Consider the following 12,696-nt stretch of genomic DNA (forward strand, 5'->3'; position numbering starts at 1 on the left):
TGCACCATGGCGACCGATATGCCGTCCGGTCAGGTCTCGGACCTCGACTGGTTGCTGAGCGGGCTGGTACAGCGTGTGCCGTACACCAGCAGCGCGGTCCTGCTCTCCGCCGACGGGCTGGTGAAATCCCTCCACGGCATGGACGCCGACAGCGCCGACCACATGGCGGCGCTGGCGGCCGGCCTGTACTCGCTGGGCCGCAGCGCCGGAGCCAGGTTCGGGGACAACGGAGAGGTCCGCCAGGTGGTCGTGGAGCTCGACTCGACGCTCCTGTTCGTGGCCACCGCCGGCTCCGGGACGTGTCTGGCCGTGCTCGCCGGACGCAACGCCGACGCCGCCGTGCTCGGCTACGAGATGGCCATGCTGGTCAAGAGTGTCCGGCCCTATCTCACGACACCCGCCAGACAGGTGGCCGGGATGCCGGGCGCCGCGGGGCTGTGAGCATGGCGGTCACCCAGGACGGGCCGCTGCTCGACGACGCGGCGGGCCGCCTCATCCGCCCCTACACGGTGAGCAACGGCCGTACCCGTCCCACGGCCGTGCTCGACCTGCTGTCCCTGGTGATGGCCACCGGGACCGTTCCGCAGACCCACCTCGGCCCCGAGCACTCGGTGGCACTCGGGCTGTGCGAGGGACCCACATCGGTGGCCGAGATCGCCGCACACCTGAAGCTGCCCGCCGTCGTGACCAAGGTGCTCCTCTCGGACCTGGTCGACTGCGGCGCCGTCACCGCCCACGCGCCCGCCTTCCATGACACCCCCACCGACCGACATCTGCTGGAGGCAGTGCTCGATGGCTTACGACGACAGCTCTGACGGCTACGGCTACCCGGACCACTCCGGTTACGGCTACGGCTACGCGGACGACGCGTCCGGCAACGGGTACGCGCACTCCACCGCGACGTCCGGGTACGCCGAAGCCCCCGCCGCCCCCGAGGGCTTCCCCGTCGCGCTCAAGATCCTGGTGGCGGGCGGATTCGGGGTCGGCAAGACGACGTTCGTCGGAGCGGTCAGCGAAATCGCGCCCCTGAGCACCGAAGAGCTGCTGACACAGGCCAGTGCGGCCACCGACAGCCTGGAAGGCGTCGAGTCCAAGACCTCCACCACCGTGGCGATGGACTTCGGCCGCATCACACTGGACGAACAGCATGTGCTCTACCTGTTCGGCACACCGGGCCAGGAACGCTTCTGGTTTATGTGGGACGAACTCTCCCAGGGCGCGCTGGGAGCGGTGGTGATCGCGGACACCCGCAGACTGGAGGAGTGCTTCGCGGCCGTCGACTTCTTCGAACGACGCGGCATCGGATTCATCGTCGCCGTCAACGAGTTCGACGACGCCTACCGCTACGGCCCCGACGAGGTGCGGGCCGCGCTCGACCTGGCGCCCCAGGTGCCGGTCGTCCTGTGCGACGCGCGCGTCGCCAGCTCCGGCACCGGCACGCTCGTCACCCTCGTCCAGCACCTCATCAACGCCACCGACGAGACCGCGCCGCTCCCCGGCCACGCCGGCCTCGGGGTCCGTCCGTGATCCCGCACGCCGCCGGACGGCTGCTGCTCACCCCCGTGGACGGCGAGGCGCCCGTCCGCACTCAGCGGCTGCGCAGCCTCGGCCTCGGGGAACGGGCCGACGCCTCGTTCGACAACTTCGACGCCTTCGCCGACCGGGTGGCCGAAGTGACGGACGTGCCGTTCTCGATGGTCAACTTCATCGACGGCAACCGCCAGTTCTACGCGGGGCTGCACACCCCGGCGGGCACCCGCAAGGGCTCGGACCTGGGCGCCACAGCGGCGGGCAGCGGCCGCAACGGCCGGTATGTGGCCCTCGACCACGGCTACTGCCCGCACGTGGTCGTCCGGCGCAAGGCGCTGGTCCTGGAGGACGTCTGCGACTACCCCAGGTTCGCCGGCAACCCGGTCGTGGACGACATAGGCATCCGCTCCTATCTGGGGGCGCCGCTGATCGACCGTACCGGGATCGCGCTGGGAGCCGTCTGCGCGGTGGACACCGTGCCCCGCCCGTGGGGAAGGGCCGGGCTCGACACCATCAAGTCCCTGGCGCAGGAGCTGGTCGGCCACCTCCACCGGAGGGAGGACAACGCCTTCGGACTCTGACGCCCGCGCCCTTCCCGCTCACACCTCGACCGTGCGCCCGTCCAGGAAGGCCAGCGACACCGTGTCCCCGTCGACCCGCACCCGTACGGCCGTGCGCAGCGCCTCCGGGTGGACGCGGTCGCGGGAGAGCACCACGAGCGTGACATGGACGCTCCGCCCGGCCGGGCGGGGAGCGCTGCGCAGATACGGGACGGCCGAGTGGGGACCGTACGCGTTGGACTCCACGTCGCGCGCCACCGCGGCCCCGTCAGCGCCGCCGTCCCAGCCGTACAGCCCGACCACCGCACTGGTCAGCCCCTCCGCGGTACGGGCCAGGGCCCAGTCGGGCCCCGACGAGGCGTACGGGCTCCGCGGATGCGCCACGGCGTGACCGCCTTCCCGGACCACCGCGCCCTCGGGGGCTTCGGCCCGGTGGACCCGGATCTCCCACGGGCCGTGCAGCACGCTGGTCGTCTCGATCCGGTACGCGTGCGCGTCGCCCGGCAGCCGGGCCGCCGACCAGGAGGCGGCGACGCGGTCCTCGCAGCGCAGCGGGTGGATGCGGCGGCGCCGGGAAGGGGTGCCGTCCGGGGCGAGCAGCGCCAGGTGGTTGTCGATGTCGCGGGCGTGGGCGTGCGGGGCGGACTCGGGGGCGGTCGCCGTCGAGTACGCCAGCTTCGCGTAGTGCGGGTCGTCCTCGCCGGCGCCCCGGTCCGGGTCGGCGTCGGGCCCCTCGGCGTCGGGGGCGGGCGGATTGTGGTCGCTGCCGTGGTTGACCAGCCGGACGAGCCCGTCGTGGCGGGTCCCGTGCAGCAGCCAGCCGGGGGCGGGCAGTGCGGTGTAGGTGTCGGACTCCTCGACGGGCAGCGGGAGTTCACGCGCCGTCCACACCTCGTGGTCGGCCGGGAGCAGCAGCCCGAGGAACCCCTTGCTCGCCCAGTACGGTGACGCGGGACCGGAGTAGGGCTGGGTGGCCGGGAGGAAGGTGTCGTACCAGCCGAGCGTGAGCAGCCCCCGCTCGTCGGGGACCCCGCGCTCGGCGAAGTGGCGCAGCGCCCCGGAGGCGAGGCGACGGGTCAGCCCCGGCGCGAGCGGGGTGCAGTCCGCGAGCGCGCCCATCCAGACCGGGGCCAGCGCGGCGAAGCGGTAGCACAGGGACCGGCCCTGATGGACGGGGGAGCCGTCGGCGCCGAAGAAGTGCGGGTAGTCCTCCAGGAACCGGCCGAGCCGCTGCCGGTAGGCGGCGGACCGGCCGCCGTCGCCGTCGGGGCCCGCGATCCGCGCCCACAGCAGCGGGTACAGGTGCATGGCCCAGCCGATGTAGTAGTCGAAGTTGCGGCCGCTGCCGTCGGTGTACCAGCCGTCGCCGACGTACCAGTCCTCGATCCTGTCGAGTCCGTTCTCGATGTCGGACCGGCTGTACGGGGCCCCGACCGACGCCAGGAACTGTTCCGAGACCACCTGGAACAGGCGCCAGTTGTTGTCCCAGGTGCGGCCGCCGACGAAGCCCGAGAGCCAGTCGACGACGCGCTCCCGCACCCGGGCGTCGAGCCGGTCCCAGATCCACGGCCGGGTCTCGTGCAGGGCGACCGCGACCGACGCGGCCTCCACCATCTGCTGCGAGCAGTCCGTCAGGCGCGGCCACGCCTCCCCGCTCGCCGGGTCCGTGCCGGCCGCGAGACCGGCGGCGTACCGCTCGGTCAGCGCGGGGTCGACCGCCCCGCCCGCGCCCGCGATCCGGCAGGCGGCGAGCAGGAACGACCGGGCGAATCCCTCCAGGCCGTCGGAGACCACACCGGACCAGCTGCCCCGGCCGGGCAGCCGGTACTGGGCGAACCCCGGTGTCGCGTACGGCGTCAGCGCGTCCAGCATCCGGTCGGCCGTCACCTCCCAGTGCGCCCTGGTCCAGCCGGTGCGGGAGGACAGGATCCGGTCGGTGGGCGGCAGGTGCAGATGCGGGGCGACGGACATGGTGGTGCTGCTCCTGGATTCGATGAGCGGGGGCGGTCGGCGGACGAGCCCGGCTGGATTCGGTGGGCCGGGGGATTACCGGACGAGCCGGAACGGATGTGCCGGGCGGGGGATCACTGGACGAGTTCGGCGTGGTGGGTGTGGCCCCGGGAGCCGCCGACGGCGACGGTGAGTGTGGGCCTGCGGCCCGGGGAGAGCGTCACGGTGTCGTCCGCCCGGGCCATCGCGCGTGCGGCGAAGGGCAGCCGGACCGTGACCGAGGACTCGGTGCGGCCGGGGTCGGCGACCGCGACGGACACCCGGCCGCCCCGCCGCCGCACGAGGACCGTCGCCGGGCCGGAGGCGGTGATGCCCGCCGCCGTACCGGGGCCCCAGAAGTGCACGGCGGTCAGCCCGGTCCTGCGGTCCTCCACGGCCTGGGCGGTGGCGTCGTTGGCGACGATCCGCACCGGGCGGGACGCCGACCACACCGCGGTGGCGGCGGCGGAGGCGCCGGGGAGCAGCACATAGGCGTATCCGGCGTCCGTAGGGGACGGCCCGTGGTCGAGCCAGAGGGTGAGGTAGCGGCGGGTGACCGGGTCGGTGCTGCCACCCGTGTCCGCGCCCGTGTCGATGGCCCGCCAGGTGCCGGTGCGCTCCTCGCGGAGCGTGCGCAGGGCCGTGCCACCGGGCAGGACATAGCCGCCGACGCCCTCGATGTGCGCCCACCGGGCCCGGCCGAACGCACCGGCCCGGCCCTGTTCCACGCGCTGCGGTACACCGTCGACGAGCAGGCGGTTGCGGCCGGCCGCGCCGAGGCTGCGGTTGTCGATCACCGTCTCGACCGGGTAGCCGTCGCCCGCGGTGATGCCGGCGCCGAGCGCGACGACCGTGTTGTCGAGGAGGAACCACGTCTTCCTGGCCCGCAGGCTGCTGCCCTCGGCACCGATCAGCTCCATCGCCGCCGCGCCGTACCGGCCGTCCAGCGCGGCGCCGCCGGCCACCGTGTTCGACGGCCGGTAGGTGGAGGTGCCGGCGCCGGTGCCGAGGTCCTCGCGTGGGCGGGTGTCGACCGTGGTGCCCGGGAGGCGGTACGGATCGACGGTCGGCCAGAAGCCGTCGTTGTACTGCCCGAGGTCGTCGCCGTCGTACAGATACGTCATGCCGTCGCCGGTGTACCAGCCGTGCAGGTTCTCGCCGTTGCCCGCCTCGTACGCGGAGATGCGCTTCGAGGACAGCGACAGGGTGCAGGCCCAGCCGGGGCGGCGGTGGACAACGCGGTCCATGTCGGCGAAGACGAAGGTGCCGGTGGTGCGCGGCGCCGCGTGGATGTCCCGGTCGGCCAGGACCGCCTTGGCCAGGGCGAGTTGGGGGAGGTCGGCGAGCGAGGTGAAAGGGGTGGTGCGGTTGCGGGTGAGCCAGCCCTTGACGAGCGAGCGCCATTGGCCTGCCGGGCCGGCCGGGGCGCCGGTCGCGAGGAGCAGGATCGCGGCGACGGCCGCCGCCCCGTCCCGGTGGTCACCCGCCCGCTCCCGGGACACCGCCCGGCCGCGCACGGCGTCCATCATCAGCCCGTCGAAGACCACCGGGACGAAGCTGCGCTCCACGGCCTCGTACATCACCGAGACCTCAGGATCGGTGACGGCCCACGGGGAACCGGCGAGCAGCGAGAGCAGCCAGGCCGCGCCGCCGAGCAGCACGGTCCCGTACGAGCCGGTGTAGGCCACCTCCCCGTGCTGGACGAACGAACCGTCCTCGTAGAAGCCGTCGCCCGAAGTCGTATAGCGGAACAGGCTGTTGCGGCCCGCGTCGCGGACGTCGGAGAGCGCGTCGCGAGCGGCGGCGACCTTGTCCGCGTCCCGGCCCAGCAGCCCGCGCAGCGCGACGATCACCGCCTTGTCGGTGCGGTTGGCGCCGGTCTCCGACAGGGTGGGGGAGTTGGTCCTGCGGTCGGCGTCCGGGCAGAAGCGGTCCACGACCGCCAGATAGTCCGCGAGATCGGCGGCGGCCAGGCGCCCGCGCAGCAGGACGCAGCAGTCCATCAGCGCGCGCGGTGCTCCGATCTCCCAGAACCACCAGTTGCCGGACTCCGGGGCCGTGGGGTGGTAGGCGGTGTCGTAGGCGAACCGCAGCGCCCGGAGAAGTGCGTCGGCGGTTTCCGCCCGGCCGGAGAGCGCGGTACCGGGGGTGGCCCAGGCGGTGGCGAGGGTGCGCAGCCGGGTGTAGCTCTGGCCGAAGTTGCCCGGATCGGTGAGGGGGGAGAGGTCCGGCCACAGCGCGGTGCGTTCCTCCCCTCGGTCCAGGGTCTGCCACAGCTCGTCCGCCGCGTCGTCCAGGGCGGCGAGGCCCGTCGCGAAGTCGGGGTCGGCCGGGTCGAAAGCGCCTCCGGTGAGCAGGGTCCCGGCCCGGCTCAGGAGCCCGTCGAAGTCCTCGTCGGTGATCTGCCCCGCCTCCCGCGTCGCGTCCTTCGCCGGTCGTGGCTGCGCCGCCCGGACCGGACCGGCCGTGAGAACTGCGGACACGGTGGCGCCGCCGCCCGCAGCGAGAAGGGTCCTTCGGTTCAGCTGCATAGTGACTCGTCCTTCCTCTTCTCTGCCTCAGTCGGAGAGTGTGCTCGGGTCGACGGGCGGACGGGGGAGGTTCAGCGCGGCGAGTTCGGCGCGGCCCACGGCGTCGATGGGGAATGCCCAGGTGTTCACGTAGAAGTCCGTCAGGTCGTAGCCCGCGATCCGGCTGGAGTACGTGGCCAGCGCGCGGTAGCGCTTGGCGTCCTGCGTGTAGTCGGACTGCGGGTTCTCCTCGCGCACCAGCTTGTGCAGCCGGGGCCAGAAGTCCTCCCCGAAGGCGAGCTCCAGCTGACGCAGCGGCACGAGCTTCTCGTACGCGCCGAAGGACTTCTCGTAGGCGAGTCCGTCCGTGCCGAACTTGGCGCGCGAGGTCTGGAACACCGTCAGACCGGTCTCCGGGTCGACCGTCAGCAGGTTCGACGGCTGCTTCAGGGTGCGCTGCGCGGCCAGCGAGTAGATGTTCACCGTGACCTCGGTCAGGCCGCCCGGCTTGTACGCCATCTGCTGATGGAGGTGGCCGAGCTCGTGGTACAGCCCCCAGCCCCGGGTGCGCAGGCCCTCGACCGTGGTGGCCCGGTCCAGGTAGGCGCGCGGGAAGCCGTTGTACCCGTGCGTGGCGTAGGCGCCGACCCCGGTCGGGACCTTGCTGACCTCGGTGAAGTGGTACGGCCCCGCCTTCCTGCGGTGCACCGGCTTCGAGCCGTCCAGGCCGCTGATCCGGGCGTGCGAGTCGATGATCGTCTCGACCAGCCGGAGCAGCGCGGCGTGGTCCTCGTCGCGGTACAGCAGCGCGCCCTCGCGGGTCAGCGTCATGATCGTGTGCGGGGCGTGCAGCTCCACCCAGGGCGACGCGGTCAGCGTGTCCAGCTGGTGCCGGTAGTCGGCCTCGGTGGTGCGGCCCAGGGTGAAGACCGGCATGCGGACCGCGCCGGACCGGAACAGCACATCGGCTCGCTCGCCGTGCCCGGTGAGGGTCAGGTAGACCGGTCCGCCGTGCGGGTCGGTCACCGTGTTGGCGCCCCGGGCCAGCGGATAGCCGCGGGGTTCGGTGATCTCGCCGTAGTAGTCCCAGGCGCCGATCCAGAGTGTGGGGACCAGGCCGTCGTGCGGCCGGACGGTCAGCGAGAGCGGGGTGCCGGCGGGCGCGTACAGGCCGGTCGGCTGGAACTCCGAGCCGCGCAACGCCTGCCCCAGCCGCAGCCGTTCGGCCTCGGCGGCGGGGCGGGCCGTGACGGTCACGGAGGCCGGGCGGCCCGCGGCCCGTGACGAGGCGGTGGTGGCGGGTGCGGATGCGGAGGCGGTGGTCGCGGTGATGCCGAGCGCCGCCACCGTTCCCGCGCCCGCGGCTGCGGCGAGGACGGCCCGGCGGCCCAGGGGGGCAGCGGTGCCGGCGGGGGAGGCGGTGGCCGGGGCGAGGGGGTTGCTGGGCTTACGCATGCGGAACTCTCCCTGCAGAAATCAACGAGGGGCGGAAGCGTGCGGAACAGGTGGGGGGTGCTCCGTCAGCATGTAAGCGGTTGCTGTCGAGTCGCAAGGGGAGTCGGGAAGTTACTGTGATTTTCTATGGCCAACTACGGACAGGCGGGAAGTAACCGGTCACACCCGGGCCGGCCGGCCCGACCGGGGTGCCACGGAATCGCGTACCACAATGTGGGTGCCGAGCCGCAGTGCCCCCGTGGTCGGCTCCCGCCAGTCGTCCTCGTCCCCGCCGGACACGGCCAGCCGTACCGCCTGGCGGCCCATCTCCTCCAGCGGGACGTGGACGGTGGTCAGCCGGGGGCGCAGCTCCTGGGCGACCGGGATGTCGTCGTACCCCACCAGCGAGATGTCCTTGGGGACCCGCACACCGGCCTCCTCCAGGGCCTGTGCGGCGCCGGCCGCGACCATGTCGTTGGCCGCGAACACGGCGGTGAACGAGGGCCCGTCGCGGAGGAGTTCGGCCATCCTGCGGTAGCCGAAGCTGCGGCTGAAGGCGCCCGGCTGGGCCAGGTCGGGGTCGATGGGGACGCCCCGCAGTTCCAGGGCGCGGCGGTGGCCGGCGAGCCGGTCGCGGGTGGTGGAGAGCCTGGGCGGGCCGCCGAGGTAGAGGATGCGCTCGTGACCCTGCATCAGCAGATGGTCGGTGATCGCGAAGGCGCCGCCCTCGTTGTCGTACTCGACGGCCGCGGTGGGCGCGGCCTCGCCCAGCGGGGGCCGGCCGCACAGCACCAGTTTCGAGCCGCCGGCTTCCAGTTCGCGTGCCCGGCGGGCCAGTTCCGAGGTGTAGCCCCGGTCCGCGATGGAGCCCCCCACCACCACGACCGCATCCGCTCTGCGCTCGTGCATCAGGTCGATGAAGGCCAGCTCGCGCTGCGGGTCGCCCTGGGTGCAGCAGACCAGGCAGAGCCGTCCCCCGAGTGCGGCCTCCCGCTCCACACCGCGCGCGATGTAGGCGTAGAAGGGGTCGATGACCTCGTTGACGATGATGCCCACGGTGCGGTTGGAGACCCCGGCCAGCGCGCGGGCGTGTGCGTTGACGACGTAGCCGAGCTCGCGCATCGCCGACTCCACCCGCTCCCGAGTCGCCTCCGCCACCGGGTAGTTGCGGTTGAGGACGCGGGAGACGGTGGCAGTCGAGACACCCGCGCGCCGGGCCACATCGGTGACCGTCGCGCGCCGTTGTCCGTCCCCGGCCGTGCTCTGCCGGCGCATCCGGCTCACCCCCTGCTGGCTGTTGTGTGACGATGAGCCTAGAGCCTGCCGGGGGAGCGTGGTCACGCGATCCTCCCGAGGTCGGCCCGGTGCACGGGATGCCCGAACGGCTCGCCCCTCGCGTACCGCGCGAGTTCGTCCACGGCGAGCGCGCCGAGCCGCCCCACCTCGTTGCCCTGGGCGCCCGCCAGGTGCGGGGTCAGGAAGACGTTGGGCAGGTCCCACAGGGGGTGGCCGGGCGGCAGCGGCTCGGGCGATGTGACGTCGAGGACGGCGTCGAGCCGGCCGTCGACCAGATGACCGGTCAGCGCCTCGGTGTCCACGAGCGGGCCGCGCGCCGTGTTGACGAGCAGGGTTCCGGGGCGCATCAGGCTGAGCCGGCGCGCGTCGATCATGCCCCGGGTCTCGGGGGTGTCCGGGGCGTGGAGGCTCACCACGTCGCTGGTCGCCACGAGGGTGTCGAGGTCGACCGGGGTGACACCGAGGGCCGTTGCCTCGGCGGCGCTCAGATACGGGTCGTGCAGCAGCACCTCCGCGTCCAGGACCCGCAGCAGCTCGATCACCCGGCGCCCGATCCTGGACGCCCCGACCACGCCGACGGTCAGGCCGTGCGTGCCGAGCCAGGCGTGGCGGTCCAGGTCGGCGGCGGTGCGATGCGTGCGGCGGGCGCGGTAGAGGCCGGCCAGCGGGAACACCCGCTTCGCGCCCATGATGATCGCGGCCAGCGTGAACTCGGCCACCGGCACCGCGTTGGCCGCGGCGGCCGACGAGACGACGATCCCGCGCTCGAAGGCGGCCGGGGACAGAAACGTTTTCACTGTGCCCGCCGCGTGGATGACCGCCCGCAGCCCGGGTGCCCGGTCCAGCAGCGCCGCGTCGACGGGCGGGCAGCCCCAGCCGGTCAGCAGCACCTCCGCCCCGGAGAGCGCGCGGAGCGCGGCCGGGGAGCCGAACTCGCTGATCACGGACGGGTCGAGGAGATCCGCGGTCTCCTCCAGCCGGGACCGGACGGCGGGTGGGAAGACGTCGTCCAGCAGCCCGGTGCTCATGACCAGGACCGTGCGCGGCCGCCTTCCGGGCGGGGCCGCTGCATCGGTGCCGGACCGAGCCGGCGCCTCTTCGGTGGTTCGCACCCTGCCTCCGGATAGTAATCGCGTTCTATGGAATGACCGGCACGCTAAGGAGGTCAGTGGCCGACCGTCAAGCTCGGTCGCTCACCAAATGTGCGGAACATGCGGCTTTTTGGGCATTCATTCGCCCGGAATTCCCGTGGAGACGCATCACATGACGAAGACATTCGCCCGGATCCCTTGACGCTTGGGTTAACCGCTTACTAACTTGCCGCCGCAGAAGGCTCACCACGCGCCACCCAGCCGAACAGGACGCACCATGGCTGACACAGCACCCCCGCTGCCGCGCGGAAAGCGGCGAAAGCGGGGCGAAGAACCCGCCCCGCAAGCCGGCCCGGCCCTCGCCGCACCGCACCGGCTCACGCTCGGACAGCGCATCAAACGCGACCGGGTGATGCTGCTGCTCACCCTGCCCGGCCTGCTCTACTTCATCGTCTTCCACTACGTGCCGCTGCTCGGGTACGTGGTGGCGTTCCAGGACTACCAGCCGTACCTCGGATACATGCACAGCGTGTGGGTGGGCTTCGCCAACTTCACCGCGGCGTTCAGCGAACCGGCCTTCTGGAGCGCGACGTTCAACACCCTGGAGATCGCCCTCGTCCAGTTGGTGTTCTTCTTCCCCATACCCATCGCCCTGGCCCTGCTGCTCAACAGCATCGCCAGCGACCGCATCCGGCGCTTCGTGCAGAGCGTCGTCTACCTGCCGCACTTCATCGGCTGGGTCATCATCGTCTCGATCTTCCAGCAGATCCTGGGCGGCGCCGGAGTGCTGCCCGACTTCCTGGGCGGCCTGGGACTGCCGCGCTACGACATGATGAGCGACCCCGACGCCTTCCCCTGGCTGCTCACCCTCCAGGTGGCCTGGAAGGACGCCGGCTGGGGCACGATCATCATCCTCGCGGCCCTCCTCAACATCGACCGGCAGCAGTACGAGGCCGCCGCGATCGACGGGGCCGGACCCCGGCGCCGCCTGTGGCACGTCACGCTGCCCGGCATCGCCCCCGTACTCATCCTGCTGCTCATCCTCAACCTCGGCCAGATCCTCTCCGTCGGCTTCGAGCAGATCCTGCTCCAGCGCGACGCGGTCGGACCGGACGCGGGCGAGGTGCTTGACACCTACGTCTACTACCACGGCATCAAGGACAACGACTGGGGCGTCGCCGCCGCCGTCGGACTCGTCAAGGCGGTCATCGGCACCGCACTCGTGCTGGGCGCCAACAAGTTCGCCCACCGACTCGGCCACGAAGGGGTGTACCGCGGTGCTGACCGCTGAGAAGACGCGCGCCACGGCCCGGACCACCGGACCCGCGCCCCGACCCGCCCCCCTGCGCACATCCGACGGCCGGCCGCCGTGGATGGAGCGCCCGACCCGGCTCGGTCAGACCGCGAAGGCCGTCGCCGTCGTGGTCGTCGTGCTCGCCGTCGCCTACCCCCTGGTCGGCGTCATCGGGACGAGCTTCGCCTCGCAGACCGACATCATCAAGAGCTCCGGCCTCGTGCTGTGGCCCGACCACCCCACCCTCGACGCCTACCGCACGATCTTCACCGGCGGAGTCGTCACCCGGGCACTGATCGTCTCCGTCGGCATCACCGTGTTCGGGACCCTCGCCAGCCTGCTCGTCACCGTCGGCATGGCCTACGGACTCTCCCGCCGCGACGTGACCGGCTCCCGCTTCATCCTGATGACGGCCCTGTTCACCATGCTGTTCAACGCCGGCATCATCCCGAACTTCCTCCTGGTCAAGGGACTGGGCCTGTACGACACCTACGCGGCGCTCGTCATGCCCACCCTGGTCAGCGCCTTCAACCTGGTCGTCCTGCGCTCCTTCTTCATGAACCTGCCGGAGGAGCTGTACGACGCCGCCAAGGTCGACGGAGCCGGCGACTTCCGCATCCTGGTGCGCATCGTCCTGCCGCTGTCCAAGGCGGTCCTCGCCGTGATCAGCCTCTTCTACGCGGTGACGTACTGGAACGCCTTCTTCAACTCGCTCCTGTACCTCAACGACTCCGACAAGTGGCCGCTGCCCATGGTGCTGCGGACCTATGTCCTCCAGGGCCAGAGCCTCAACGCGGCCTCGGCCGGCGAAGTGCTCGCCCCGCAGCAGGCCGTCCAGATGGCGGTCCTGGTGATCGCCGTCGTCCCGATCCTCTGCGTCTACCCCTTCCTCCAGCGCTACTTCACCAAGGGCGTGCTCACCGGCGCAGTCAAGGGCTGAGCGCAGCCACCGCCCCCCCACTCCTTCCTTTCCCTCTTCCAAGGAGATCCAG

Annotated in this window: 11 protein-coding genes; 6 read left to right on the plus strand and 5 right to left on the minus strand. The window is 72.1% G+C overall.

Going from position 1 to position 12,696, the window contains the following annotated elements; genetic code table 11:
• Positions 1 to 6: 6 nt before the first annotated feature.
• Genes P8A18_RS30670 through P8A18_RS30685 form a run of 4 tightly spaced genes read left to right on the plus strand, consistent with a single transcriptional unit; the run spans position 7 to position 2,111 of the window.
• Entirely contained in the window at positions 7 to 441 is a 435-nt protein-coding gene (locus P8A18_RS30670) for a roadblock/LC7 domain-containing protein (protein WP_306059822.1), read from the plus strand.
• Between the two features lie 2 nt (positions 442 to 443).
• Positions 444 to 815: a DUF742 domain-containing protein gene (locus P8A18_RS30675; RefSeq protein WP_306059824.1), complete on the plus strand. Its 372-nt coding sequence runs from the start codon at positions 444 to 446 to the stop codon at positions 813 to 815.
• Complete coding sequence (locus P8A18_RS30680; protein WP_306059826.1) at positions 793 to 1,527, plus strand: GTP-binding protein; 735 nt, start codon at positions 793 to 795, stop codon at positions 1,525 to 1,527. The genes P8A18_RS30675 and P8A18_RS30680 overlap by 23 nt, the downstream gene beginning before the upstream one ends.
• Positions 1,524 to 2,111 carry a GAF domain-containing protein gene (locus P8A18_RS30685; RefSeq protein ID WP_306059828.1) on the plus strand — a complete coding sequence of 196 codons (588 nt, stop codon included), beginning with the start codon at positions 1,524 to 1,526 and terminating at the stop codon, positions 2,109 to 2,111. The genes P8A18_RS30680 and P8A18_RS30685 overlap by 4 nt, the downstream gene beginning before the upstream one ends.
• Positions 2,112 to 2,129: 18 nt before the next feature.
• Here the strand turns inward: P8A18_RS30685 and P8A18_RS30690 are convergent, their stop codons facing one another.
• The 5 genes from P8A18_RS30690 to P8A18_RS30710 form a co-directional block, all read right to left on the minus strand.
• Positions 2,130 to 4,061 carry a DUF2264 domain-containing protein gene (locus P8A18_RS30690; protein ID WP_306059830.1) on the minus strand — a complete coding sequence of 644 codons (1,932 nt, stop codon included), beginning with the start codon at positions 4,059 to 4,061 and terminating at the stop codon, positions 2,130 to 2,132.
• Between the two features lie 113 nt (positions 4,062 to 4,174).
• A complete protein-coding gene (locus tag P8A18_RS30695; protein ID WP_306059832.1) occupies positions 4,175 to 6,610 on the minus strand; it encodes a polysaccharide lyase 8 family protein in 2,436 nt (811 codons plus the stop codon).
• A 27-nt stretch (positions 6,611 to 6,637) separates the two neighbouring features.
• Positions 6,638 to 8,044 (minus strand): M60 family metallopeptidase, encoded by a 1,407-nt coding sequence (locus P8A18_RS30700; protein ID WP_306059834.1) that lies wholly within the window; start codon positions 8,042 to 8,044, stop codon positions 6,638 to 6,640.
• 159 nt (positions 8,045 to 8,203) lie between these two features.
• Positions 8,204 to 9,298, minus strand: coding sequence for a LacI family DNA-binding transcriptional regulator (locus P8A18_RS30705; RefSeq protein ID WP_306061248.1), 1,095 nt, complete (start codon positions 9,296 to 9,298; stop codon positions 8,204 to 8,206).
• Positions 9,299 to 9,360: 62 nt separating this feature from the next.
• Positions 9,361 to 10,347: a hydroxyacid dehydrogenase gene (locus P8A18_RS30710; protein ID WP_306059836.1), complete on the minus strand. Its 987-nt coding sequence runs from the start codon at positions 10,345 to 10,347 to the stop codon at positions 9,361 to 9,363.
• Positions 10,348 to 10,687: 340 nt separating this feature from the next.
• Here P8A18_RS30710 and P8A18_RS30715 point away from each other — a divergent pair, with 340 nt between their 5' ends.
• Both P8A18_RS30715 and P8A18_RS30720 read left to right on the plus strand, forming a co-directional pair.
• Entirely contained in the window at positions 10,688 to 11,701 is a 1,014-nt protein-coding gene (locus tag P8A18_RS30715) for an ABC transporter permease (RefSeq protein ID WP_018552398.1), read from the plus strand.
• 82 nt (positions 11,702 to 11,783) lie between these two features.
• Positions 11,784 to 12,644: a carbohydrate ABC transporter permease gene (locus P8A18_RS30720; protein WP_306061250.1), complete on the plus strand. Its 861-nt coding sequence runs from the start codon at positions 11,784 to 11,786 to the stop codon at positions 12,642 to 12,644.
• Positions 12,645 to 12,696 lie beyond the last annotated feature (52 nt).

The sequence above is a fragment of the Streptomyces sp. Mut1 genome, assembly GCF_030719295.1.
In the GTDB taxonomy this organism is placed as follows: Bacteria; Actinomycetota; Actinomycetes; order Streptomycetales; family Streptomycetaceae; genus Streptomyces; species Streptomyces castrisilvae.

Excerpts from the sequence above, each read along its gene's own strand:
- P8A18_RS30690 (WP_306059830.1), bottom strand. The coding sequence starts at position 4,061 with ATGTCCGTCGCCCCGCATCTGCACCTGCCGCCCACCGACCGGATCCTG.
- P8A18_RS30695 (WP_306059832.1), bottom strand. The coding sequence starts at position 6,610 with ATGCAGCTGAACCGAAGGACCCTTCTCGCTGCGGGCGGCGGCGCCACC.
- P8A18_RS30675 (WP_306059824.1), top strand. The coding sequence starts at position 444 with ATGGCGGTCACCCAGGACGGGCCGCTGCTCGACGACGCGGCGGGCCGC.
- P8A18_RS30680 (WP_306059826.1), top strand. The coding sequence starts at position 793 with ATGGCTTACGACGACAGCTCTGACGGCTACGGCTACCCGGACCACTCC.
- P8A18_RS30700 (WP_306059834.1), bottom strand. The coding sequence starts at position 8,044 with ATGCGTAAGCCCAGCAACCCCCTCGCCCCGGCCACCGCCTCCCCCGCC.
- P8A18_RS30720 (WP_306061250.1), top strand. The coding sequence starts at position 11,784 with ATGGAGCGCCCGACCCGGCTCGGTCAGACCGCGAAGGCCGTCGCCGTC.
- P8A18_RS30670 (WP_306059822.1), top strand. The coding sequence starts at position 7 with ATGGCGACCGATATGCCGTCCGGTCAGGTCTCGGACCTCGACTGGTTG.
- P8A18_RS30705 (WP_306061248.1), bottom strand. The coding sequence starts at position 9,298 with ATGCGCCGGCAGAGCACGGCCGGGGACGGACAACGGCGCGCGACGGTC.
- P8A18_RS30710 (WP_306059836.1), bottom strand. The coding sequence starts at position 10,347 with ATGAGCACCGGGCTGCTGGACGACGTCTTCCCACCCGCCGTCCGGTCC.
- P8A18_RS30715 (WP_018552398.1), top strand. The coding sequence starts at position 10,688 with ATGGCTGACACAGCACCCCCGCTGCCGCGCGGAAAGCGGCGAAAGCGG.